General features: G+C 67.0%; 22 protein-coding genes. 6 read left to right on the forward strand and 16 right to left on the reverse strand.

Features of this window, described 5'->3' with window-relative positions; all coding sequences use genetic code 11:
- The first annotated feature begins 251 nt into the window (after window positions 1-251).
- Entirely contained in the window at window positions 252-1,472 is a 1,221-nt protein-coding gene (fmdA, locus tag NK214_RS19055; RefSeq protein ID WP_253315234.1) for a formamidase, read from the forward strand.
- A gap of 113 nt (window positions 1,473-1,585) precedes the next feature.
- Here the strand turns inward: fmdA and NK214_RS19060 are convergent, their stop codons facing one another.
- Entirely contained in the window at window positions 1,586-2,512 is a 927-nt protein-coding gene (locus tag NK214_RS19060; RefSeq protein ID WP_107799482.1) for a LysR substrate-binding domain-containing protein, read from the reverse strand.
- A 109-nt stretch (window positions 2,513-2,621) separates the two neighbouring features.
- Here NK214_RS19060 and NK214_RS19065 point away from each other — a divergent pair, with 109 nt between their 5' ends.
- Window positions 2,622-3,230, forward strand: a complete 609-nt coding sequence (locus NK214_RS19065; protein ID WP_227103750.1) for an FMN-dependent NADH-azoreductase — start codon at window positions 2,622-2,624, stop codon at window positions 3,228-3,230.
- 130 nt (window positions 3,231-3,360) lie between these two features.
- Here the strand turns inward: NK214_RS19065 and NK214_RS19070 are convergent, their stop codons facing one another.
- The 5 genes from NK214_RS19070 to NK214_RS19090 form a co-directional block, all read right to left on the reverse strand.
- Window positions 3,361-3,978 carry a hypothetical protein gene (locus tag NK214_RS19070; RefSeq protein ID WP_233246681.1) on the reverse strand — a complete coding sequence of 206 codons (618 nt, stop codon included), beginning with the start codon at window positions 3,976-3,978 and terminating at the stop codon, window positions 3,361-3,363.
- 72 nt (window positions 3,979-4,050) lie between these two features.
- Window positions 4,051-4,839, reverse strand: a complete 789-nt coding sequence (locus NK214_RS19075; RefSeq protein ID WP_107799480.1) for an ABC transporter substrate-binding protein — start codon at window positions 4,837-4,839, stop codon at window positions 4,051-4,053.
- Between the two features lie 70 nt (window positions 4,840-4,909).
- A complete protein-coding gene (locus NK214_RS19080) occupies window positions 4,910-5,695 on the reverse strand; it encodes an ABC transporter substrate-binding protein (RefSeq protein WP_227103747.1) in 786 nt (261 codons plus the stop codon).
- 80 nt (window positions 5,696-5,775) lie between these two features.
- Window positions 5,776-7,263 (reverse strand): aldehyde dehydrogenase, encoded by a 1,488-nt coding sequence (locus NK214_RS19085; protein WP_253315235.1) that lies wholly within the window; start codon window positions 7,261-7,263, stop codon window positions 5,776-5,778.
- Between the two features lie 330 nt (window positions 7,264-7,593).
- Entirely contained in the window at window positions 7,594-8,139 is a 546-nt protein-coding gene (locus NK214_RS19090) for a cupin domain-containing protein (protein WP_048412316.1), read from the reverse strand.
- Between the two features lie 212 nt (window positions 8,140-8,351).
- On the opposite strand from NK214_RS19090, the gene ald reads away from it, so the two are divergent.
- From ald to NK214_RS19110, 4 genes are all read left to right on the forward strand, one after another.
- Window positions 8,352-9,476 (forward strand): alanine dehydrogenase, encoded by a 1,125-nt coding sequence (gene ald / locus NK214_RS19095; RefSeq protein WP_107799477.1) that lies wholly within the window; start codon window positions 8,352-8,354, stop codon window positions 9,474-9,476.
- Between the two features lie 19 nt (window positions 9,477-9,495).
- Entirely contained in the window at window positions 9,496-10,290 is a 795-nt protein-coding gene (locus NK214_RS19100; protein WP_107799476.1) for a gamma-glutamyl-gamma-aminobutyrate hydrolase family protein, read from the forward strand.
- A 23-nt stretch (window positions 10,291-10,313) separates the two neighbouring features.
- Window positions 10,314-11,648, forward strand: a complete 1,335-nt coding sequence (locus NK214_RS19105; RefSeq protein WP_107799475.1) for a glutamine synthetase family protein — start codon at window positions 10,314-10,316, stop codon at window positions 11,646-11,648.
- A gap of 138 nt (window positions 11,649-11,786) precedes the next feature.
- Window positions 11,787-13,169 (forward strand): aspartate aminotransferase family protein, encoded by a 1,383-nt coding sequence (locus NK214_RS19110; RefSeq protein ID WP_235089119.1) that lies wholly within the window; start codon window positions 11,787-11,789, stop codon window positions 13,167-13,169.
- A gap of 185 nt (window positions 13,170-13,354) precedes the next feature.
- Here the strand turns inward: NK214_RS19110 and tssE are convergent, their stop codons facing one another.
- From tssE to NK214_RS19160, 10 genes are all read right to left on the reverse strand, one after another.
- Window positions 13,355-13,765 (reverse strand): type VI secretion system baseplate subunit TssE, encoded by a 411-nt coding sequence (tssE, locus tag NK214_RS19115; protein WP_107799473.1) that lies wholly within the window; start codon window positions 13,763-13,765, stop codon window positions 13,355-13,357.
- 2 nt (window positions 13,766-13,767) lie between these two features.
- On the reverse strand, window positions 13,768-14,298 hold the full coding sequence (gene tssJ, locus NK214_RS19120; RefSeq protein WP_107799472.1) for a type VI secretion system lipoprotein TssJ: 531 nt from the start codon (window positions 14,296-14,298) through the stop codon (window positions 13,768-13,770).
- The gene (gene tssG / locus NK214_RS19125) at window positions 14,295-15,323 is read right to left on the reverse strand and encodes a type VI secretion system baseplate subunit TssG (protein WP_253315236.1); all 1,029 of its coding nucleotides are present in this window, start codon (window positions 15,321-15,323) and stop codon (window positions 14,295-14,297) included. Before tssG ends, tssJ begins: the two co-directional genes overlap by 4 nt.
- Window positions 15,320-17,095, reverse strand: a complete 1,776-nt coding sequence (tssF, locus tag NK214_RS19130) for a type VI secretion system baseplate subunit TssF (RefSeq protein WP_235089111.1) — start codon at window positions 17,093-17,095, stop codon at window positions 15,320-15,322. Before tssF ends, tssG begins: the two co-directional genes overlap by 4 nt.
- 52 nt (window positions 17,096-17,147) lie before the next feature.
- Window positions 17,148-18,704, reverse strand: a complete 1,557-nt coding sequence (gene tssA, locus NK214_RS19135) for a type VI secretion system protein TssA (protein WP_253315237.1) — start codon at window positions 18,702-18,704, stop codon at window positions 17,148-17,150.
- Complete coding sequence (locus NK214_RS19140) at window positions 18,701-19,066, reverse strand: hypothetical protein (RefSeq protein WP_253315238.1); 366 nt, start codon at window positions 19,064-19,066, stop codon at window positions 18,701-18,703. Before NK214_RS19140 ends, tssA begins: the two co-directional genes overlap by 4 nt.
- Before the next feature lie 13 nt (window positions 19,067-19,079).
- Window positions 19,080-22,340 (reverse strand): ImcF-related family protein, encoded by a 3,261-nt coding sequence (locus NK214_RS19145; RefSeq protein ID WP_253315239.1) that lies wholly within the window; start codon window positions 22,338-22,340, stop codon window positions 19,080-19,082.
- A complete protein-coding gene (locus tag NK214_RS19150) occupies window positions 22,337-23,461 on the reverse strand; it encodes a hypothetical protein (RefSeq protein WP_253315240.1) in 1,125 nt (374 codons plus the stop codon). Before NK214_RS19150 ends, NK214_RS19145 begins: the two co-directional genes overlap by 4 nt.
- A gap of 1 nt (window position 23,462) precedes the next feature.
- Window positions 23,463-23,726: a PAAR domain-containing protein gene (locus tag NK214_RS19155; protein ID WP_253315241.1), complete on the reverse strand. Its 264-nt coding sequence runs from the start codon at window positions 23,724-23,726 to the stop codon at window positions 23,463-23,465.
- 221 nt (window positions 23,727-23,947) lie between these two features.
- The coding region (locus NK214_RS19160; protein WP_253315242.1) for a hypothetical protein at window positions 23,948-24,502 on the reverse strand (555 nt) is incomplete at its 5' end.

Consider the following 24,502-nt stretch of genomic DNA (forward strand, 5'->3'; position numbering starts at 1 on the left):
GCTTCTTCGTTAGTTTTCGCCTGGTCTCGCTTTTGCCCGCGAGACTTGGAACAGGCTCTTAAGAGCTTGTTCAAGATGGCCGGCGCGGCCTGTCGGGCGGTGCCGGCGATACGCAAAAACACGCGGTGCAGGCCGCGGATCGCCGCGGCGTCAGCGTCGCCGGCGCGGGGATGGGCCACAGCCGGCGGCGGCCGGTTGCGGACTTTCGCAAGCGGGGCCCGCGTGGTCCCGACCGTGCCGGAGCAAGCGTCATGACGACTACCCTGATCAAGATCGATCTCGATCAATCCCCTTACGACAATCCGCAGATCCACAACCGCTGGCATCCTGACATCCCCATGGCCTGCTGGGTGCTGCCCGGCGACGATTTCGTGCTGGAGTGCTACGACTGGACCGGCGGCCAGGTGCGCAACGACGATTGCGCCGAGGACATCCGCGACCTGGATCTGAGCGCCGTGCATTTCCTGTCCGGCCCGGTGGGCGTGGCCGGCGCGCAGCCCGGCGACTTGCTGGTGGTGGATTTGCTGGACATCGGCGCCTTGCCGGAGCGGCAATGGGGCTTCAACGGCATTTTCTCGCGCAGCAACGGCGGCGGTTTTCTCAGTGAGCATTTTCCGCACGCGCAAAAGACGATATGGGATTTCCAGGGGCTTTACGCCCGCAGCCGCCATATTCCCGGCGTCCGTTTCGCCGGGCTGATCCATCCCGGCCTGATAGGCTGCCTGCCCAGCCGGCCGTTGCTGGAGGAGTGGAACCGGCGCGAGGCCGAATTGCTGCGCGACAATCCGCGCGCGGTGGCGCATCTGCCTTTCGCGCCCAGCGCGCATATGGGCCGCTTGGGCGGCGAGACGGCGCGGCGCGCGGCGGAGGAGGCGGCGCGCACGGTGCCGCCGCGCGAGCATGGCGGCAATTGCGACATCAAGGACTTGTCGCGCTGCGCCCGCGTGTTTCTGCCGGTCTATGTCGACGGCGCCGGCCTGTCGGTGGGCGATCTGCACTTCAGCCAGGGCGACGGGGAGATCACCTTTTGCGGCGCCATCGAGATGGCGGGTTGGGCGCATCTGAAGGTGGATCTGATCAAGGGCGGGGTGGCGGCCTACGGCATCCGCAATCCGGTGTTCCAGCCCAGCCCGCTGGCGCCGCGTCACGGCGATTACCTGATTTTCGAGGGCGTGTCGGTGGACGAGCATGGCGGCCAACACTATCTGGATGTGCAAGTGGCTTATCGCCAGGCCTGCCTGAACGCCATCGACTATCTGGGCAAGTTCGGCTATTCGCGCGCCCAGGCCTACAGCATTCTCGGCTGCGCGCCGGTGCAGGGGCATATCAGCGGGGTGGTGGACGTGCCCAACGCCTGCGCCACGCTGTGGCTGCCGACGGACATCTTCGATTTCGACATCCGGCCGCAAGCCGGCGGACCCCGGCCGCAGCCGCTGGACGGCGTGCCAGTGCCCTTATCCTACGACCTGTAAGAGTCTGGCAATGTCTGCTGCGCTTCGGCGATACGGCGTTGAAAACATCCTCAAAATGCTCATGTGCCGCGCCTACCTTCCGCTTTTCGCTTGTTTTCGCCTTGTCTCGTCCTTTAAGGCGCGACTTGATAGACCGGGTGGTCCGGCGGAATCAGCTCGGTGGCGAGGAAATCGATGAAGGCGCGCACCGCCGGCAGCAGGCCGCGACGGGTGGGGAAGGCGGCGTGTAGAATGCCCCAGGGAATGTCGTAGTCCGGCAGCAGCCGCACCAGCTGGCCGGCCTGCAGCGCCTCGTGGCAGACCAATTCCGGCAGCGCGGCCACGCCCAGGCCGGCGATGGCGGCGTCGCGCAGAACGATCAGGTCGTCGGTCATTAGCCGGGGGCTGTCTATCTGCACGGTGTAGGCGTGGCCGGCCTGATCCAGCAAGGCCCATTGGCCGCGGCCGTCGGGCCGGCTCATGGTCAAGGCCGGCCAGCCGGCCATGTCGGCCGGATGCCTGGGGGCCGGGCGCTCGGCCAGCAAGGCCGGGCTGGCCACCAGGGAGGTCTGGGCGGTGGCCAGCCGGCGCACCACCAGATTGGCGCTGTCCTCGATCACATTGCGCACGCGGATGGCCACGTCCACTCCTTCTTCTATCAGGTCCACGCGCCGGTTGCTGGAATCCAGCTGCACCCGCAGCAGCGGGTGACGGGCCATGAAGCGGGGCAGGGCCGGGGCCAGCAGGGTCTTGGACAGCAGTTCCGGACAGCTGACCTTGATCAGGCCGCGCGGCTCGGCGCTGCTGCGGGCGATGGCCTCGTCGGCGGCTTCGGCTTCCTCCAGCATCGCCTGACAGTGTTGGTAGTACTGCTGGCCGATCTCGGTCAGCGACAGGCGGCGGGTGGTTCTTTGCAGCAGGCGCACGCCCAGCCGCTGCTCCAGCTCCGCCACGCGGCGGGACAGCCGGGATTTGGGGATGCCCAGCACGCGGCCGGCGGCCATGAAGCCGCCGTGCTCAACCACTTTGGCGAAGTAGAGCAGATCGTTCAGGTCCTGCATGATTGTCTCGCTGATGGAACAATGTTTCCGATTTTTGCAGTCTAGTGTGAATTGGTTCGGAAAACTATCATGCAATCACTTTCTCTACCCAGACACCAAGGACCCGACCATGAAACTGTTGCACCTCGACTCCAGCATCCTCGCCGCCAACTCGGTTTCCCGCCAACTGACCGCCGTTGTCGCCGACACCCTGCGTCAGCGTCACGCCAATGTGGAAACCGCTTACCGCGATCTGGCCGGCCAGCCCATCGCCCACCTGTCCGGCGAAATCATCGGCGCCAATTTCACCGCCGAGGCGGACTGGACCGCCACCCAGCGCAGCGAAGCCGCGCTGAGCAATGAGCTGATCGAAGAATTCCTGGCCGCGGACGTGGTGGTGATCGGCGCGCCGATGTACAACTTCTCCATCCCGTCGCAATTGAAAGCCTGGGTGGACCGCGTGGCCGCCTCCGGCCGCACGTTCAAATACACCGAGAACGGCCCGGTGGGCCTGGCCGGCGGCAAGAAGGTGATCGTGGTGTCCTCGCGCGGCGGCGTTTACAGCACCGAGCAGGGCCAACTGATGGACTTCCAGGAAGACTACCTGAAGACGGTGATGGGCTTCCTGGGCGTGAACGACGTGGCTTTTGTCCGCGCCGAAGCGGTGAATATGGGCGAAGACAAGCGCGCCACCGCCATCCACGCGGCCAAGGACGCCATCGCCAAACTGGCGCTGTAATTCTCCTGCCGCAAACGAAGACAGCCGGCCCTTGATGGGCCGGCTGTTTTGCGTCTGGCGCGAGCGGAGAATCTGCTCAATGCCTTTGTCGGGTTAGCCCGCCGACGCGCAGCAGATCGTAAACAGGTTCTCAGGGCAGCTTGCAGCTGTCCGACAGCTTGTCCAGCCCCTGCTGCTCGTGGCGGAAACTGGCCTTGGGCGGCGTGTGGCTGTAGTCGAGGGTGACGACGTAGAGGCTGTCGAAGTCGTTCTTGTCCCATTTGGGCACCTTGTCCGCCGAGCCCTTGTCGCCGTAATCCTGCATCAGGCTGACGGCGAGTTCGCGCAGCAGCTTGTGCTCCCAGGCGATGTAGACGGTTTTGCCGTGCTGCAGCGGGTTGACCAGTTGCTGTTGCAGCGCGTCGATGGCTTCCATGTCGAAGTTGCTGTTCACCGGCAGGCCCAGGGAGATGGCGGTGGGCTCGATGGTGGCCAGCGGGCGGATGTAGTTGAAGGTGCCGGCGGGGTCCCGGGTCTGGCTGGCGGTGGAGGGCGCGAAGATCTGGTCGGCCCGCCCGTATTTTTTGGGCAGCAGCTTGGCCAGTTCCAAAGAGCGGTTGAAGCCCTTGCAATTGAGCTGGCCGTAGCCGCCCTCGGGTTTTTCGCCGTGGCGCAGCATGACCAGCGTCTGGGTCTGCGGCGCCGGGGCGGCGTGCAGCAGGGGGCTGGCCAGCATGGCCAGCAGCAGGCTGAGGCGGGAGAGTTTCATCGCGGGGTCCGTTGGGTCGAAACCCGCTCAGTGTCCCGCAGCGGACGGCGGCGGCGCAAGCTGGGACAAGGATCAGGGTTGCAGCTGCAACTGGGCCACGCTGTCCGCGCTCAGGTATTTGCCGAAGATCTTGCGCAGGGCGCCGTCCTTGAGCATTTGCTGCAGCTGGGCCTGCCATTGTTCCGCCTGCTGCGGGCTGAAGGCGCTGTGCGCCAGCATCAGGCCTCCGGCGATGCGTTCCGAGTTGGGGAACAGGTCCAGCACCGTCACCTGGCCGGACAGGGCCGGGGAGTTGAGCCAGCTGTCGTAGCTGAAAGGGTGGGCGAAGGCGGCGGTGACGATGCGTTGGGACAACATGGCGTAGAGATCGCGTTCGTCATTGGCCATCACCACCTTGCCGCGTTTGGCCAGTTGTTCGATGAAGGCGTCTTGCTCCGGGCTGTGGCGGTAGCCGCGGATCACGCCCCATTTGACCGCCGGTTCGGCCAGCAACTGCTCCAGGGTGCGCGCGCCGATCTGCTTGGACAGCAAGATCATGTTCTTGCTGTAGAAGTAGGGATAGATCCAGGCGTATTTGCGGCGGTCAGCGGTGGGGATGGTGGAGGTGCCCAGATTCAATTGGCCGTGCTCCAGCATTTTCAGCACGCGGATGCGGGGATAAACGTCTTCCTGGACGATATTGCAGCCCAGCCGGCGCGCCAGCTCGTGCACCAGGTCCACATCGTAGCCGTGGCCGTTTTCATAGGCGCTGCCAATCAGGTAGTAACCCACTTTCAGGCCGTCGGCCGGGCAGGGCGAATCGCCCAGCGCCGCCGCCGATGCCAGCGCGCCGCCCAGCAGCGCCGCCCAGTGTGCTTTCATGCCGTTCTCCCGTACGCGTTCCGTTTAGCTATAGCCGGATTCGTCGGGTCTTGCCGCATGCGAGTGATTGTTATTCCAGCATGCCGCGCACGCTGTCTTCGCTCAGGTATTTGCGCAGAATGCGCTGCAGGCTGCCGTCCGCGCGCATCGCGTCCAGTTCCGTCCGCCAGCGGCGCATCTGGGGTTCGCTGAAGCTGCGGTGGGACAGCACCAGGCCGTTCTCCAGGCTGCTGTCGCGGAAGGGGTCCATGACCTTGACTTGCAGCCGGGCGCGCGGCTGGCCGTTGAGCCAGTGGTCGTAGACCTGGGGCTGGGAGAAGGCGGCGGAAATGGAGCCGCTGCGTAGCATGTCCAGCAGGTCTTCTTCGTTGGCGGCGCAGATCAGCTTGTCGCGCTTGGCCATCTGCTGCAGGAAATAGTCCTGCAAGGGGCTGTTGCGGTAGCCGATGACGGCGCCCCATTTCAGCTTGGGGTCGTTCAGCCATTGCTCAGGCGTTTTGCCTTGCACCGCCGGGCTGAGCAGGGTCATGTTGCGGTCGCGGGTATAGGGCAGCACCCAGGCGTAGCGCAGCCGCTTTTGCAGCGGGATGGTGGAGGTGGCCAGATTGAGCTTGCCGTGTTGCACCAGCAGCAGCACGCGCAGGCGCGGGTATTCGCGTTCTTCGCGGATCTTGCAGCCCAGCCGGCGCGCCAGTTCGTGGACCAGGTCCACGTCGTAACCCTTGCCGCCTTCATAGGCGGTGGTCGTCGGGTAGTATCCAACCTTCAGTCCCTCCGCCGGACAGGCGGGCGCGGCGGCGCCGGCCTGTGCCGCGGCGGCGCAAAGGCAGAGGAGGGCGGTCAGGTGCTTGCTCATGGCGCTTCCTTTGCCGAGGGTGGACGAAAACAAGACAGGCTGCCGGAAGGGCAGCCTGTCGGCGGCGCTGTAAACGCGGTTTACAGCTTGATCAGCGTGCTCTTCAGCTCAGTGTATTTTTCCAGCGCGTGCAGCGACTTGTCGCGGCCGTTGCCGGATTGCTTGAAGCCGCCGAAGGGGAAGTTCATGTCCCCGCCTTCATCATAGCAATTCACCCACACCGTGCCGGCGCGCAGGCGGCGCGACACCTGGTGCGCGGTGCTGACGTTGGAGGTCCACACCGCGGCCGCCAGGCCGTATTCGGTGTCGTTGGCGATGCGGATGGCGTCTTCCACGTCGTCGAAGGTGATGACGGACAGCACCGGGCCGAAGATCTCCTCGCGGCAGATGGTCAGATCGGCGCTGGGGCAGTCAAACGCCGTCGGTTCGATGAACAGGCCGGTGTCGGTGTGGGCCGGTTTGCCGCCGAACAGCTTCTTGGCGCCCTCGCTGTCCCCCTTGCCGATATAGGACAGCACCTTGTCGTACTGGATGCGGTCCACGATGGCGCCCATATTGGTGGCCGGGTCCAAGGGGTCTTGCGGATAGTAGCGGGCCGCCGCCGCCTCCAGCTCCTGCAGGAAGCGCGCCTTGATGTCGCGGTGGACCAGCACGCGGGAGCCGGCGGTGCAGACTTCGCCCATATTGTAGAAGATGCCGCCGGCGGCGGCGCGCGCCGCCTGGGCGACGTCCGGGCAGTCCGGCAGGATGATGTTGGGCGATTTGCCGCCCAGCTCCAGCCAGACGCGCTTGAGGTTGGATTGCGCGGCGTAGCCGGCGATCAGCTTGCCCACGCCGGTGGAGCCGGTGAAGGCGACGCAGTCCACGTCCATGTGCAGCGCCAGCAATTTGCCCACGTCGCCGGCGCCGGGCAGCACCTGGAACACGCCGTCGGGGATGCCGGCCTGCTTGGCCAGCGCCGCCAGGCGGATGGCGGTGAGCGGGGATTTTTCCGAGGGCTTGATGATCACCGGGTTGCCGGCCGCCAGCGCCGGGCCAAACTTCCAGCTGGCCATCATGATGGGGTAGTTCCACGGCACGATGGCGGCCACCACGCCGATGGCTTCGCGGGTGACCAGGCCCACCACCTTGGGGTCCACCGGCGCCACTTCGCCGCCTATCTTGTCTATGGCTTCGGCGAACCATTCCACGCAATAGGCGCTGCCGGGCAGGTCCACGCTGAGGGTGTCGCTGATGGGCTTGCCCACGTCCAGGGTTTCCAGCAGGGCCAATTCATCGCCGTGCTCGTAGATCAGCGCGGCGAAGCGCTTGAGGATGCGGCCGCGCTCGCGCGGCGGCAGGCCGGACCAGGCGCCGGAGTCGAAGGCTTGGCGCGCGGCGCGCACCGCGCGCTCCACGTCGGCCTCGCCGCACCAGGCCACGTCGGCCAGCTTCTCGCCGTTGGCGGGGTTGTTGCAGGCAAAGCTTTTGCCGTCTTGCGCCGCGCAGTACTCGCCGGCGATGAAGGCGCGCCCTTCGATCTTCAGTTGAGCGGCGAATTGCTTCCATTCGGCATGCGTTCTAGCCATTTACTCTCTCCTTTGATGATCCTGCGCCGTCCGTTGGCGGCACCGGTATCGCTTGACGCGGGTTTAACTGCTTTGTCGTCTGTCGTGGGCTTGGAGCCGGCGGGGCGGGCAAAGCTCCCCGGCCTGGCCTTATGGCCTGCTGGTCGCCGGATGCGGTCTTGCCGGCGCTTCTTGTTCTTAATGGTTCTTAGAGCCTGTTCAAAGTCTCGCGAGCAAGGGCGAGACAAGGCGAAAACGAGCGAAAAAGCGGAATGTACACGTGGTACATGAGCATTTTGAGCTTGTTTTGAACGCCGTATCGCCGAAGCGCAGTAGACATTGAACAGGTTCTTAGAATGTGGGCGGCGAACTGGCGCTGACCACCTCGCAGGTTTCGGCGCCGACGTTGCGAAAGCGATGGGGCAGCCGGCTGTCGAAGTAATACGCGTCGCCCGGCCCCAGGATGCGGCTCTCGTTGTTCACCGTCACTTCTATACTTCCTTTGATGATGACGCCGCCTTCCTGGCCGTCGTGCGTCAACATGTCCGGCCCGGTGTCGGCGCCGGTTTCGTAGACTTCGCGCAGGATGGCGATGTCGCGCTTGTCGTGGGCGGTGCCCACCAGCAGCAGCCGGATTTGCTCATTGCCCAGATTGGGTAATTCGTGGGCCTGGTAGAACACGCGCGCCTGTTCCGGGTCGGAATCAAAGGTGAAAAAATCCGCCAGCGTCATCGGCAGCCCTTCCAGCACCTTTTTCAGCGAGCTGACCGATGGGCTGACCCGATTTTGTTCGATCAGCGAAATGGTGCCGTTGGTGACTCCGGCTCGTTTGGCCAGTTCCCGCTGCGACAGCCCGAAACGATCCCTGACCATGCGTAATCTCGCGCCAACGTCCATGGATTCCTGCTCCGTCAGTATGTTAATAATTTTAGACGCTTTATGATAATTATTTTGTACGGACTCTGCACTACTTGCTGCGACGCAAAATCGAATATCTTTGCATCGGTGGGGGTTTATAGTCAGAATCAGAAACAAGGGGCAAGCGTATTGTGAATTTTCTTAAACGCTTGCGCGGCACTTCCGCAACAAATCTAAGTGAGGAGAGCGACATGCTGATCGGTGTTCCCAAGGAGATCAAGAACCACGAGTATCGTGTTGGCCTAACCCCGTCTGGAGTCCGGGAGTTAGTCGCCAACGGTCACAAGGTTTTGGTCCAGACCCAGGCCGGCCTCGCCATCGGTTTCACCGATGAACAGTATATCCAGGCCGGCGCCTCCATTGCCTCCAGCGCCGAAGAAACCTTCGAACGCAGCGACATGATCGTCAAGGTGAAAGAGCCGCAGCCGGTGGAATGTCGGATGCTGCGCCGGGATCAGCTCCTGTTCACCTATCTGCATTTGGCGCCGGACCCGGAGCAGACCAAATTATTGCTGGAATCGGATGCCATCGCCATCGCTTACGAAACCGTCACCGACGAGCGCGGCGGCCTGCCGTTGCTGGCGCCGATGTCGGAAGTGGCCGGCCGCATGGCGATACAGGCCGGCGCGCACGCGCTGGAAAAGGCCCAGGGCGGCCGCGGCGTCTTGCTGGGCGGCGTGCCGGGCGTGGCCCCGGCGCGGGTGGTGGTGATAGGCGGCGGCGTGGTGGGGCTGAACGCCGCGCGCATGGCCATGGGCGCCGGCGCCGAGGTCACCATTCTGGACAAATCGCTGCCGCGCCTGAAGGAAATCGACATGGTGTTCGGCGGCCGCATCAAGACGCTGGTGTCCAACTCCGCCAATATCGAAGACAGCCTGCGCGAGGCGGACCTGGTGATCGGCGCGGTGCTGATTCCGGGCGCGGCGGCGCCCAAGCTGGTGACGCGGCCGATGCTGAAAATCATGAAGCCCGGCGCGGTGCTGGTGGATGTGGCGATAGACCAGGGCGGCTGCTTCGAGACCAGCCGGGCCACCACGCACCAAGATCCCATTTACGTGGTGGACGGCATCGTCCATTACTGCGTGGCCAATATGCCCGGCGGCGTGGCGCGCACCTCCACCCAGGCGCTGACCAACGCCACCTTGCCGTACACGCTGGAGCTGGCCAACAAGGGCTGGCGCCAGGCTTTGCTGGACAACGCCCATCTGCGCAACGGCCTCAACGTCTGCCGCGGCCGGCTCACTTACCAGGCGGTGGCCCAGGCGCTGGGCCACCCGTTCATCGACCCGATCGAAGCCATCAAGGCGGCTTCCTGACCCGTATCAAGGATTCGAAATGTTGCAAGCTATCATCGGCATACCCTGTGACATCAAGATGGTAGGCCCGCTGCCCTTCCACTCCGTGGGCGAGAAATACATCGCCGCCGCAGCCGGCGGCGCCGGCGGCGTGCCGGTGCTGCTGCCGGCGCTGGGCGACAAGACCGCGCTGAGAGACGTGCTGGAACTGGTGGACGGCGTGTTGCTGCCGGGCTCCCTGTCCAATGTCGAACCGCACCGCTACGGCGGCGCGCCCAGCCGGCCCGGCACCATGCACGACCCCATGCGCGACGCCACCACGCTGCCGTTGATTCAGCAAGTGCTGGAGCAGGGCATTCCCCTGCTGGGCATCTGCCGCGGCTTCCAGGAAATCAATGTGGCGATGGGCGGCGAACTGTACCAGCACGTGCAGGAAGAAGAAGGCAAGCGCGACCACCGCGAGCCGGACACGCCGGACCTGGACGCGATGTACGCCCTGTCCCACCCGGTGCGCTTCGCCGAGGACGGTCTGCTGCGGCAATGGACCGGCCAGGAGTCCGCCATGGTCAACTCCCTGCACCAGCAGGGCATCAAGCGGCTGTCCGATCGCCTGATCTGCGAGGCCGTCGCCGACGACGGCCTGGTGGAGGCCTACCGCGTGCGCGACGCCAAGGGCTTCGCCTTCGCCGCGCAATGGCACCCGGAATGGAAGTACTGGGACAACCCGCTGTCCATGGCCATCTTCAAAGCATTTGGCGACGCCTGCCGCCAACGCCGCGAACAGCGGCAACGCGGGCCGCAATTAACCGAGACCTTGTGTCACCACTCGGAATAACACACACAGAGGAAGAGAACATCATGACCCATCAGATCAATGAATGGCTGCGAGAGCACCGGATCACTGAAGTCGAGTGTATCGTCCCCGACATGACCGGCGTGGCGCGCGGCAAGATCGTGCCCAAGGACAAGTTCGTGTCCGACCCGGAAATGCGCCTGCCCGAAGTCGTGCTGATCCAGACTGTGACCGGGGACTACCCCGACGACAGCATGCTGGACCTGACCGACCCGGACATGGTGCTGGCGCCGGACCCGAACACCCTGCGCTTCGTGCCCTGGGCCGTGGATCCCACCGCTCAATTGATCTACGACTGTCTGCGCGCCGACGGCAGCCCGGTGGACGTGGCGCCGCGCAATGTGCTCAAGCGCGTGATCGGCCTGTTCGACGAGATGGGTCTGGAGCCGGTGCTGGCTCCGGAAATGGAATTCTACCTGCTGTCCCCCAATCCGGACCCGGACATCCCGCTGGCCGCGCCGGTGGGGCGCACCGGCCGCGCCGAGTTCGGCCGCCGCTCCTACTCCATCGACGCGGTCAACGAGTTCGACCCGCTGTTCGAAGACATCTACGACTACTGCCATGCGCAGAATCTGGAAGTGGACACCCTGATTCACGAGGTGGGCACCGCGCAGATGGAAATCAACTTCCTGCACGGCAACCCGCTGGAACTGGCCGACCAGGTGTTCCTGTTCAAGCGCACCGTGCGCGAGGCGGCGTTCCGCCACAATATGTACGCCACCTTCATGGCCAAGCCGATGGAGAACGAGCCGGGCTCCGCCATGCACATGCACCAGAGCCTGGTGGACAAGAACACCGGCCGCAATGTGTTCACCAATGAGGATGGCAGCCCGTCCGACCTGTTCTTCCACTACATCGCCGGCCTGCAGAAATACGTGCCCAAGTCCATGCCGCTGTTCGCGCCCTACGTGAACTCATTCCGCCGTTTGTCGCGCTACACCGCGGCGCCGACCAACGTCGAATGGGGTTACGACAACCGCACCGTGGGCCTGCGCGTGCCGCATTCCTCGCCGGCGGCGCGCCGCATCGAAAACCGGGTGCCGGGCGTGGACGTCAATCCCTATATCGCCATGGCCGCGACGCTGGCCTGCGGCTACCTGGGCATCATCAACAAGCTGCAGCCCAGCGAGCCGCGCCAGACCGACGCCTACGAGCTGCCTTACCAGTTTCCCAACTCCTCGGAGGAGTCCTTGCAGCAGCTGGCGTCCTGCAAGGAAATGGCCGAGGTGCTGGGCGAGCGCTTCGTCAGCATGTACGTGGGCATGAAGGAGAAGGAGTTCTCCGAATACTTCCGCGTGATCAGCCCGTGGGAGCGCAAGTTCCTGCTACTGCACGTGTGATTTAGCTATGACATTGGGCTGATTTGTCCGTTAGAATCAGCCCGGACAGCCAGGATAAGCACTGAAAATACGCCAATGGCGAAGGAGGGGCGGCAGAGAACATCTCCGCCCCGTTGGAGAATACTGGAAGGAAGTCCTATGCAGAATCAACAACGCACGACCGAACAATGGCGCCAACTGGACGCAGCGCATCATCTGCATCCGTTTACCGATACCCAATCGTTGAACCAGCAGGGCGCGCGGGTGATGACTCGCAGCGAGGGGATTTACCTGTGGGATTCCGAGGGCAATAAGATCATCGACGGCATGGCCGGCCTGTGGTGCGTCAATATCGGCTACGGCCGCAAGGAACTGTCCGACGTGGCCAAGAGCCAGATGGACGAACTGCCCTTCTACAACACCTTCTTCAAGACCACCCACCCGGCGGTGGTGGAACTGTCCCACCTGCTGGCGCAAGTGACGCCGGCCGGCTACGAACATGTGTTCTACACCAACTCCGGCTCCGAGGCGGTGGACACCATGATACGCATGGTGCGCCATTACTGGGACGTGCAGGGCAAGAAGGAGAAGAAAACCCTGATCGGCCGCTGGAACGGCTATCACGGCTCCACCATCGGCGGCTCCAGCTTGGGCGGCATGAAGTATATGCACGAGCAGGGCGACCTGCCGATTCCGGGCATGGCCCACGTTGAGCAGCCGTGGTGGTACAAATACGGCAAGGATCTGAGCCCGGACGAGTTCGGCGTGGTGGCCGCGCGCTGGGTGGAAGAGAAAATCCTGGAAATCGGTCCGGAAAAAGTGGCCGCCTTCGTGGGCGAACCCATCCAGGGCGCCGGCGGCGTGATCATCCCGCCGGCCACTTACTGGCCGGAAGTGGAACGCATCTGCCGCAAATACGATGTGCTGCTGGTGGCCGACGAGGTGATCTGCGGCTTTGGCCGCACCGGCGAGTGGTTCGGCTTCGAGCACTTCGGCTTCCGTCCGGACATCTTCACCACCGCCAAAGGCCTGTCCTCCGGCTATCTGCCCATCGGCGCGGTCTTCGTGGGCGAACGCGTGGCCCAGGGCCTGATCGCCGGCGGCGACTTCAACCACGGCTTTACCTACTCCGGCCACCCGGTGGCCAGCGCGGTGGCGCGCGTCAATATCGAGCTCCTGCGCGACGAAGGCATCATCGACCGTGTCAAGAACGAAACCGGTCCCTATATGCAGAAGCGCTGGCGCGAGACCTTCAGCCAGTTCGAGCACGTGGACGATGTGCGCGGCGTCGGCCTGATCCAGGCGTTCACCCTGGTCAAGGACAAGAGCAAGCGCGAGCTGTTCCCGGAGTTCGGCGACGTCGGCCTGATGTGCCGCGACATCTTCTTCAGCAACAACCTGATCATGCGCGCCTGCGGCGACCACATCGTGTCCGCGCCGCCGCTGGTGATCAGCAAGGCTGAAATCGATGAAATGCTGGGCGTGGCCGCGCGCTGCATGGAGACGTTCGAGCGCAAATTGAAGGACAGCGGTCTGGTCTGAGCGGAATTCGCGCACGGGCCGGCATCAAGCCGGGGCGGCCAGCCCCGGCTTTTTTCTTGGGGCCTGTTCGGGCGCGGGTCCGGGTCTCGCGGGCCAGGCCGCTGCGGCTCGCGGCCGCAGGGTGACGAGCGTTCCCGTGCGGCGCTCGCCGTGTCGCTGAGGCGCAGCGGGCTTTGAACGGGTTCTCAGTGCCGGTAGGTGCTGAGCCTGACGCCGCCCTCGGGCGTGAAGCTCGCATCCAGCAACAATTCGCCGTGCGGTTTCAAGCGGCAACGCAGCCGGTAGCGCAACACCATTTGCTCGTGGTCGCCGCGGAAATCGACCTCGACCGCGTCCAGCCTGGGTTCGTAGCGCAGCAGGGTCTGTTCGATGCTGCGCATCAGCTGATGGGCGCTGGCGGGCAAATGGCGATAAACGTGGCCCAGGTCCGGCAGGCCGTAATCGGGCAAATGCTTGAGCGAACCGGCGCGCGCGTTCAGGATGCGCCGAATGCTGTCCACCACGCTGCGGGAGAACTGCTGCTCCGGCGCAAGGCGATCCAGCGCTTGGCCGTCGGCAAACTGCCCGGTCAGCATTTCATATAGTGAAGCCCCCATGCTCAGCCCTCCGCCCGACGGCGTTCCAGCGCATAGCCGCGCAACTCCAGTTGCAGCGGCTTGTCGTTGTCCAGCTCCTTCTTGTCCAGCAGCAGCCGCCATTGCCGTTCCGGGCCGGCTTGCCGGAACAGCGCGATCACGCCGACGTAGGCCGCGTCCTGGCGGTAAGGCTCGCGCAGGCTGACCGCCGCGCCCGGCCGCAGCAGTACTTGGTGGCTGGCCAACAAGTCGTCGGCGAGCACGGACTGATCCTGCTCCAGCAGCGTCGGGTAGGGCGCGGCCAGAAAGGCGGCCTTGTCCTTCAGCTGATACACCCTCACCACCACCGACAGCGGCCGCTGCCCGGCTTCGGTGTTCAGCTCCTCGCTCGCGATCAAATCCAGGTTCAGACGCTCGACGCGGGTGAGGAAGATCTTTTGAGCGGCGCTGACGGTGACGTTCTTGGTGCTTTGCCACAGGCCGCAGCCGCTCAGCGGCAGCGTCAGCCCCAGCCAGACCAGTCCGGCGCTCAGGGCGGGGAGGCGATGTTTCATCCGGGTTCTCCTGGCTGCCGGTCGCAGACGTCCGACAGCGGTTGATAATGACCGATGCGCAAGCGGCGCCAGCGCCGGCCCGCCTCACCGGCCAGGGCGGCGCCCAAGCCCAGCCTGGGCCGGGCGCGGGTGTCCAGGCGGCTGGCCGGCAACCAGTTGGCGGGCAGCTCCAGCCAGATTTCCGCCTCCAGCCGCCATCCCAGGTAAACGCGGGTCAGCGCCAGCACATCCCGGTGCAAGGGGCCGCCGGGCAACAGGGCGGGCACGCAGTCGGCCTGAGCCGGGCGGACGGTCACGGCGATCGCGTGATTGGCGGCGCGCAGCCGGCGGCCCAGGACGAATTCGCCGGCGCGCAGCGGCGGCCGGGCGGAAAGAGGGGGCGGCTCGTCCAGCGCCGCCCAGCGGGGCAGGAATTCCCGTACCCGGATGTCGGCCGCGGGCAAGGCGTGGCGGATCACGCTGGCCAGGCCGGAAGCCGGCCGGGTGCGTTGGCCCAGCAAGGCGAGCAAGCCCAGCATGCGCCCGGCGGGCAGCTGCCGGCGCTCCGCCGCCTCGCCCACGCCCATGCCGATCAGGCCCAGCAGGGCCTTGGACAGCGGATCGCGCGCGCCGGGCCGGAAGGCCAGCGGGTAACGGTATTTGCCCCAGGCGCGATAGAGCAGGGCGGTGAGGCGATGGCTGAACAGATCCAGCATCGCCGCCAGCGCTTCGTGCCCCTCGCGGCGGGCGGCGATGTCGTCCAGAAAGTAATAGGGCAGCACGGCGTCGACTCCGTAAAGCCCCATGAAGGCGGTGCGCAGCACCGGAGGGCGGCCGGTGTCGGGGTCGGCCGGTTCGGCGCGGACGATCTCGCCGGCGGGAAAGCCCAGAGACGGCGAGGGCAGCAGCCGCACCGGCTCGTCGGCCGGGCTGTCGGCCGCGCCCAGGCGCCGGTCGCCGGGCAAGCGCTCCAGCACGCGGCAGAATTGAAAAAAGTTGTACGAGGGAGCGGATTGCAGCCAGGCGTAAAATTCGGCTTCTGTCATAGCGGAGGCGCCTCCGTCTTGCTGTCCGGCCAAGAAACCCGTTCGTTTTCCGGCAGGATGCGCAGTTCGAAGCGGGTGAACAGATTCATGTCGGCGTAGGCGGCGAAGAAACGGTGCATCAGATCCCCGAACAGATGGAGGTCGCCCGGTCCGGCGAAGCAGGTCCGGTCCACCGCCAGCTCGATGCGGACCCCGCGCTCCATGCAGCCTTGCTTCACCCGGCTGACCAGTTGATGCCTGACCTCCAGCAGTCCGTTCAGCCGTTGGCGGTTCAATTCGTCCTCGGTCCAGTCGTACAGCGCCAGCGTGCCGCGCAGCACTTCCACGTCCAGCAGCGACAGAAAGTTGGGCGCCAGGTGCGAGAGCACCCGCCATTGATAACGGTCTTCCGCCGGCGGGTAGCAGGGAAGGGTGGGCGGGGTCAGATTGGCGATCCGGGTCAGCGGCGTGGACGGCGAGCGCTCCAGGATTTGCGCCTCGCGCAGCGCTTTGCGCGGCAGCATGCCGTTGGTGCCGGTGACGCGCAGCGACAGGATCTCTGCACGCATCGCCGCCGACGGCGAATCCCATAGATGGCCGCCCAGCACCAGCCAGGTTTCCGGTCTGCCGGCCGCGCCAAGCCGGGTTCGGGCATGGTAGAAGCGTTCCGGCGCCTCGTCGCGCAGCATGCCGCCCCGGTGCTGGAAGCTGGAGAACGGCAAGTAGGCGTGGCGGCCGCCGTTTTCGGTGTCCATGGAGACGACCTCGTCCACCGACCAGGCCTCGATCTCCGGCCCCTGGCTCGCCAGCGGCACCACCCGGTATTCATGGCTCAAGTGGTCGACATGCAGCGGCTCGGCTTCCAGCGGGAACAGATTGATCGCCGGCACGCAGTGCAAGCGCAGATTGTCGGCAGTGAACGGCATGTCCGCCGGATAGCGCTGCGTCAGGGTCAACTCCAGCGCAAAGCCGGTCGCGTCTCCGGGCAGCAGAGCGGCGTCCAGCCCGGCCAGATCGAGAAACTGGAACTTTTCGCGGAAGCAAAAGTACTCCAGCAGCAGCTGATAGCCGCCAAAGGCGTTGTCGGCCTTGGGCCAGAGCCGGTCCGCGTCGTCGAAGCCCGCCGGCTCGAAGCGCAAGGCCGGCGCTTCCCGGGGCGGATGCGGGGCCTGGCCCAAAGGCCGCAAGCGCGCGCGGCCCAACTGCCGGGTCAGCGCGTGACGCAGCGCGAAGGCGATGGGCGGATCGGCGGCGAGGAACAAGCGCAGGCGGGACAGGTCCAGCGCCTCGCGCTTGGCCGCCGCGCCCAGCTCAAAGCGCAGCTCCAGCACCGAGCGTCCTTCGCCGTCCAGGCGCGCGCCGGCCTGGCTCAGCAGCAAGGGTTGAATCGTCGCCGGCTGGGTGGTGCGGTAGGCGCAGCGCACCCCGCTCGCGCCCAGCGGCGCGGTGCGCACGCTCAATCCGGCTTCCACCGGTTTGGCCTGTTGCAGCGCATGGGCGTCGGCGCGCAGCTCCAACACGGTCAGCGACGGCACCATGCGCAGATAATGCGGCCACAGCATATTGACCAGGCCTTCGGTCAGCTCCGGGAAGTCGTCGTCCAATTTCTGGCGGATGCGGCCGGTGAGAAAGGCGAAGCCTTCGAACAGACGCTCCACATACGGATCGCGCTTGCCCACCCGGTCGATATTCAGCAGGGCGGCGCGGTCTGGGTGGGCGCGGGCGAACTCCTTGCCGGCTTCGCGCAGATAGCGCATTTCCGCTTCGTAATAGCGCAGGGTCAGGTCATCCATAGACGGCTTTCATCGGCGGGTGGGAAAAGCGCCGCTCGCGGCGCGGACGGCTTCACGGCAAGGCCCCGGACAGCGCCCGGGCCGGGTCCAGCGCGGCCAGGCGCGCGTTGAGCCGTTCCAGTTGCTGGCCCAGACCGGCGCGGTCCGCGTCCTTGCGCTGCATGCGTTGGCGCAGCAGCCGCGCCAACTGCGCCAGCAGTTCGAAGGCCAGCTCCGGTTCCCAGACGTCCAACTGGTGGCCGTCCGCCTGGCGCAGCAGCGCCTCCAGCAAATGGACGGCCATTTCGGCGCGGCCGTGGCGTTCCGCCAGCCGGGCCAGCAACAATTGCCGCAGGCAGCGTTCGCGGCCGCCCGCGGCGGCGGGCAGGGCCTGCACCCAGGCGAAGGCGGCGGGCAAGCCCTGCTGCGCGGCGATGGCGTGGGCCTGGGTTTCGGTTTCCGGCCAGTCCGCGCGGTCGTCCGCCGCCGGCGCGGCGAGAGCGGCGGAATCCGGCCGCCGCCATTGCGCCAGCCATTCCAGCGTGGCGTCTTCCGCGAACGGACTGCCGTCGCTGAAGCTCAGTTTCTCCACGCCGGGCAGCCGCTGGCACAGCCGTTGAATATCGTCGCGGATCAGCTCCGCCAGCGGCGCGGTCATTTCGCCGCCGTGCTGGTAGGCCAGCCAGGCGTAACGCTGCAGGTCCAGCCACCAGTGATTGGCCCCTTCCGCGAAGGCGCTTTCCGCCCGCTCGCTCAAATCCCGCCATTGTTGTTGCAAGAGCAGGCGCTTCAGTTGCTGGCGCAGCTCGGCGCGCGGCGGCGGCAGCCGGCTGCGGCCGTCGGCGTCGCCGGGCGGCGGGCTGCTCAGCGCCTCCCAGCGCACGGCGCGCAGCAGGCGCAGGGCGGCGGCCTGGCCTTCCGGCTGTTGGCGCAGAAACACCGCCATCCGGCGCGCCTGCTCCAGCAGTTCGCGCCAGGAGCCGACATCGTCGGCGCCCGGCGGCGGCGCGTCGGCCGTCGCGGGGGCGGGCGCGTCCATGGCCGCATTGCCGGCGGGGGGGCTTGGCAGGCGCGGTTGAAGGCTGCGGCCCAGGGCATCCAGCCGCAGCGGCGGCGCCGGGCTGTCGGCCGCGAGCCGCTGCAGCAGCAGCAAGGCGGCCGCGGCCCGCCGCCACGCTTCGCCGTCGTCGTCTGCCAGCACCGCCAGCTGATCGGTGAAGCGTTCGCTGGCCAACCACTCCAGCGCATTGCGCCGCCGCGCCGGCTGGCGCGGCCAGACCGTGTCCGGGTAGCGCTCCAGCAAGGCGGCGCTCAGCTCCAGCCCGTCCGCCAGGCCGGCCACGCCGTCCTGGCGCAGCCGGGCGCAGGCGTAGTAAGCCGCCACGCGCAAATCCTTGCCGCGGGTTTTCAGCAAGGTTTCCGCATGCGCCAAGGCCAGCGGCGCGTTCATGCCGGAGAGGCGGGTCACTTCCTCTTTCAAGGCCTGAAACTCGTCGTCGTGGGACAGGTCCTCGCCGCAGGGCGCGGCGTCGGAAATCGGCTTCAGCCAAGCGGCCCAACGCGGCAGCCGCTGGCGGGCTTCTTCTTCCGGCGCGGTGTTCAGGCCCAGCAGCGCGCGCACCCAGCTCACGGGCACCCTCGCGGCGTCTTGCCGGACGGCGTTCTGCGCGCGGACAGCGTGGCCGGCCGCAAACCCATCCGGTAAGCCTGGACATTGATGGCGAGCGCGCCGCGGCCCGGCAGCATGGCGCGGCAGGCTTCGCCTCGCAGCGGATATTCGCGCCGGAGAATGCTCAGTTCCTCCTCGCTCCAGCGGTGCGGCGGCCTCAGGCCCAGAGCCTTGGCTTGAGCGTGGATGGCGGCGGGGCTGCGATCAGGCAGCAAGCTTTGACAGGCGGCGCCTATCAAGGGGTACTCCTGGCGCAGCACTTCCAGTTCGCGCGCGTTCCATTCGACGAGAGGTTTGTGTGTCGGCAAGGACTTGGGCGTCATGATTCGCGTCTCCTCAAGGTTGGGGCCGCCGGGCCGGCTTGGCCGCGGCGGGCGGCGAGTTAGGCTCCACGATAAAAATCCGCGCCGGCAGCTGGAACTGGATCAGCTGCAACAAGGCCAGCGGGCCGGCTCCGGCCTCGCTGCGCAGCTGGTAGCGTGCCTGATGCCCGTCCGGCAAGGCCCAGCTCAACTGCCAGCTGGCGCGGTCAATCTGTTCGCGCTGGGCCTGCTCCAGCAGGCGCAGCACGCCCCAGCGGCCGGGATGGTCCTGGGTCTGGCGCAGGCCGGTCTTCTCGGTCTGCCATTGCAGGCTGGCGCCGGCCTTCAGCGGATCGCCGGGCCAGCTCAGCGCCTTCCAGCTTGTCATCTGATTGAAGTAGTGCAGGCTGTGCTGATCCAGTTGCAGCCGGATTTCCTCCAGGCCGATGGTGGCGGTGGGCTTCAGTTCGAAGCGGATGCCGGCGTCGCCCTGGGCGTAGAGCAGGCTGGACAGCCGCGACAGGCGGTTCAATTCGTTGAGGAAGTTCAGGTCGAAGCGCAGCGCCTGCGCCGCCGCCGGGTCCGGCGACCATTGATCGCCTTGTTGTTCCAGCACCCCGCCCAATTGCTGGCGCACGAACTGCTGCACCAGGCCGTCGCCGGGGTGCAGGAAACGGCCCAGCTCCGGCAAGGAGGCGTCGGCGTCGCTGCGGTGGAAGGGGTAGCGGCCGGCGAAGCTGGCTTGCCACGGCCGGACAATGCTCTGGTCCCACAGCTGGTTGAGGCTGGCCGCCGCCGGTTGCAGCAGGGTGTGCCAGGATTGGTCCAAGGGTTGCAGGAACAGGTGCCGGCCCAGGCCCTGCCAGTCTTCGCCCAGGCTGGCGGCCAATTGGGCGGCGTAATCGCGGCTCTCGGCCAGTTCGCCGCCCTTGCCCTGGAACACCGCCTGCGCCAGCGCGCGGGCGGCGGCGTCCGGGTCCGGCGCGGCGGCCACTTGCTGCAACTTGAGCCGGGTGGCCGCCACCCGCTCCAGATAGCGTTGCAGGCTGAGCGCGGAGCCGTCCTGGCGTTCCTCCAGCAGCCGCAGCAGCGGGCCGAAGCTTTGCGCCAGCGGCGCGGCCTCCTGTTTGCCCGTTGCCCCCTCCAGCTGCGGCGCGCTGGCGTCGGCCTTGCCCAGCAGCGCCTGGGCCTTGTCCACCAGATTGGCGCCCAGGCTGTCCACGCGCTCGCCGGCTCGGGCGTTGTCGCGCACCAGCGCCATCAAGGCGCGCAGCGGCGAGCGTTGCGGATCGGCGTAGACCTGCAATTGCTGGGCGTTGGCGGCCAGTTTGGCCTCCGTCTGCCAGGACACCGCGTTGAGGAATTGTTGCCAGGCGCGGGCGTAGTCGGCGAAATAGCGCTGGCGCAGCGCGGCTTCCAGCGCCTTGCCGGCGCTGCCCTGACCGGCCTCGCCGGCGCCCAGCACCCAGTCACCGGCACTGCCTTGGCGGCGGTGCGCGTTGGCGAAGGCGGCGCGCAGATGCTCGTCCCAGGCTTTGCGGGTGAACACGCCGGGCAGGCTGGCCTCGCTGCGCCACAGGCCGCGCAAGTCCTGGCCGGGCAGCAAGGCGGCCAGCGTCTGCGGCGGATGCTTGGCCGCGGCTTCGGCCAGGATCTGCTGATAGCGGGTGTCGTCGGCCTGTTGGCGGCCCAACTGGCCGATCAGGGTCTGGCGGCTGGCCCCGGCCAGCGCCGCGTCGGCGGGGATGCGCCAGGCGGGCTGGCCGGCCAGCCGCTCGGCGTAGAACTGCGCCATGGCGCGCAGCAGCGCCGGGGAGAAACCGTCATTTCGCGCCGCCAGCTGGGCGGCGAGGAAGGCCGGTTCGGCGCGCGCCGGCTGGTCCAGCGTCAGATAGGCTTTCAGCGCCTGATAGCCTTGTTCGGTCCGGGCCGGATCGGCGGCCAGTTCCGCGCTGGGGGCCTGGTTCAGCGCTTGCAGCTGCTGCGCCCAGCGGCCGCGCGCCGGTACGATCAGCGCCTGGCCGATGGCGCGGGCGTAATGCGGCCGCAAGCGCTCCAGCAAGGCGGCGTCGCGGTTCAGGCCGAAGCGGGCCGACCACGGCGCGCCGAGCTGCTGGCGGGTTTCCAGCTTCTCCAGCAACCGTTGCAGCCGCAGCGCGCTGTCCAGCGTGGCGGTTTTGGGCTGGGCGTTGACGGCGGCCTGGGCCTCGGCGATCAAGCCATGGTTTTGATAGGCGGAAACCAGCATGCCGGCCAGCCAGAACAGGCATAGCGCGCCGATGACGGCGGCCAGCCGGCGTTGCCAAGGACGGCTGCGGCGGCGCGGGGCAAAGGCGGAGCCCTGGCTGATCGCGCCGCTCCACAGCCGGACGTCGGCCGGCCAGGTGGCCAAGGCCAGCGCCTTGACGGCGGAGGGCGCGGCCAGGCCGTCGCGCCAGCGCTGCCAGGCGGAGGCGAGTCCCTGACGCTCGCGTTCCAGCCACTGCGAGCAGCGCAGCAGAAAGGGCTGGGCCGCCGCGCCGGGGTGACGCGGAATGCCGCGCAAGGGAAGCTGATCGGCCCAGGCCCTGGCCTGAGCGGCCCAGCCGTCGGCGTTGGCGGGAAGCGTGGGCAAGGGCCAGCCGGCGATGCCGGGGCCGGCGTTGTCGGGCGCGCGCTGACACAGGGTCAGCGGCAGGGTCCAGCCGCAGGCGATGGACAGCTGTTCGGCGCGCTCCGCCAGCGCGGCGGCGTCGGCGGCGTCGGGGAGCAGGGCGATGACGGCGTCGGCGGGCGTCCGCCAGCGTCCGCGCAGCCGCCGCCAGCCGCCTGGAGGCGGGGCGGCGGAGGCGTCGATCAATACCATGCCGTCGGTTTCCAGCCAGGGTTGCTGGGCCAGCGCCGGCACCGCCTGGTGGACGGCCTCGGGCGCGCCGCAGAGCAGCAGCCAGTGCGGACGCTGCCGGGCCGGGCGCTGGCGCCAGTCTTGGGCGATGAGCGCCAGGCCGGCCCAGGGAGTGGGCGGGGTCGGCGCATCGGCGTCCGGCAGCCGGGGCGGCGGGGTGCCCCAGCGCAGCACCCGTTCCAGGCCGGACAGCAGACCTTGCTTCTTGAGCAGGCGGAACAGGCCGTAAGCCAGCAGCACGGCGGCGGCCAAGGACAGCAGCGGCCACAAGGCCGGGCGGCTGTTGCCGGCGGCGTCGGCGCCGATCCAGGCGTCGCGGTACAGCCAGAGCGGGATGCCCAGCAACAAGAGCAGCAGCGCCAGCGCCAACAGCATGATCAGCAGGCCATGGGGTTTTGAAGGTGCGCTCATGCCTTGTCCTTATTGTTGGAGAGTGAGGCCGTCGGCAGCGCCATCCCGGCATAAAGCACGCTTTGCTCTTGCAATAGCCAGCCACAGGGTTGCCGTTGGGCAGCGGCGTGGATGGCGGCCAGCGTGCACAGCGCCGGGCCGTCCAGTTCCGGCGGGCCGTTCCACCATGGCCGCAGCGCCTTGTCCGGCGCGGGCCAGGGGGCGGCGGTCGGCGTCAACTTGTCCAGGCCCAGGCAGACGGCCGGGGCTTGCTCGGCGTTGCGCGTGGCGCCGTCGCAGACATCCTCGCCGCCGTCGCTCCATTCCGGCCGACTGAATCGCACCGTGTCGTCGGCACTGGGGCGGCGCAGCAGCCAGGCGAAACCGGCCTGCCGCGCCGGTTGCGCCGGGTCCAGCGCCAAGCCGGCGCATAGCACCGCCGCCGGCGCGGAGCCGTCCGCCGTCGGGGTGTGCAGCCGTTTAATGGCCGTGTCCAGCGTTTGCATGGACTCCCAGCGCCTTAGCGAATCCACGTTCAAGCCGGACCAATGCGCAAGCAAGGCATCGATAAACCGGGTTCTGCCGGCGTCGGTCCCTTGCCAGTACAGTTCCAGCGCCAGCGGCGCGGCGGGGCAGCGGGGATGGGTCAGCAGAGACTGGGCCAGCCGGTTGGCTAGACGGGTCTCTATTTCGGCGTGACCTGGCGCGGTTTCCCAGCCGGGCGGTTGTTGCCGCAAGGGCGCGAGCGGCGGCGGCGCGGCGGCCGCGCACAGCGCCGCCCATTCCGCCGCGCCGCGGGCTTGCGGCGTCAGCAGCGCCCAGGCGGCCAGGCTGGCCGTCTGGCGGTGATGGGCCAGCCAGTATTGCTGGCGCTGCGCCAACTCATCCTTGAAGAAGGCGGCGTCATTGTCCGCCGAGTAATAAGCGACGCCGCGCAGACAGAGCAGGAAGGCCCACAGCAGCGGGCCGAAAGCCGCGGTCCAGAACCAGAACTCCAGCGTGTTGGTTGGGGCGTCCGCCGGCCAGCGCCATAGCGCGAGGCCGGCGCCGGCGGCGCAGAACAACAGCAGCAGCGCCGCCCAGGCCCATGGCGACAGCCGCTTGGGCGGCGGCAATAAGGGCAAGCTCGGCCGTACGCGCATTTCAATGTACCTCGATGCCGTCGCTGCTGCTGAGCAGCGTGCAGCCGCATTCGCAACGGTGGCCTTCCAGCGCAACCGGCCGGCCGTCCAGCAACCAGTGCGCCGCGCCTTCGGCGATGCGGTTATGGCCATGGTCCTTCAACGGGCAGAACACCGGGTCGCCCTTGCGGGCCAGCGGCTGCTGGAGATGGCCGCCCAGGCCGCTGCCCTGCAATACCGTGCCGCCGCTGCTAAGGCGGTCACCCTGACGAATCACGCGGGACATGGATGGTTTTACCTTTCTTTAAAAATTGACAGAGTCAAGGAGCCCGGCCGGACTCAAACCCTATGGCGGATGGCGGGCAATCAGTGCCCGGCAAGAGACCCTGCAGCGGGCGGAACCAAAGAACGCCATGAAATCCGGGGTAGCGAGTCATTTCCAGCGTTGATTCATAGTCATGAGAGAGTGTTTTGTGTATGTGTTAAGTTTTTTGGGGGAAGAAGGCCTCACCATGTCCACGGCCGTGGCGGCAGCGGCGGCGCGTCCGGGTCGTTGGGGTGCGGCGGCGTCAAAGCGCGCCAGGCTTCCAGTTCCGCCATGTCCTGCTTACGCGCCTCCCAGGCCCTCAGCATCAGCGGCGTCGGCTGCCACGGCTCGGCGCCGAACTCCGGCAGCCGCGGTTCGGCGCGCCACGCCGCCCTGAGCGCCGCTTCCGCCGCCGCCGGCCGCTGGCTGAAGGCCCGCAGCGCCGGGTCCAGCTCCGCCATCGGCAAGGCCGCTCCGCTCCGCGGGTCGGTGAAGCTCAGTTCCGGCAGCGCCCCGGCCGGCCACTGCGGCCAGCCGCGCCCGCTCAATACCGGCAAGCCCAGCGACGGCAAGATCAAGCCCAGCAGATAGCGCGGGTCCTTGCGCTTGATCGCGAAACCGACGCTGCCCAACGTCACCGCCAGCCCCACCACCCGGCCGGCGATCATCAGCGGCGACAGCGGCTTGTTGGATTCGTCGTCGTAGAACACCGTGCGGTAGCGGAAGTAGTCGGTCCACGGCTCGCGGGTGCCAAT

Origin of the sequence: Chromobacterium sp. S0633, from assembly GCF_024158805.1 — a bacterium.
Classification (GTDB): Bacteria; Pseudomonadota; Gammaproteobacteria; order Burkholderiales; family Chromobacteriaceae; genus Chromobacterium.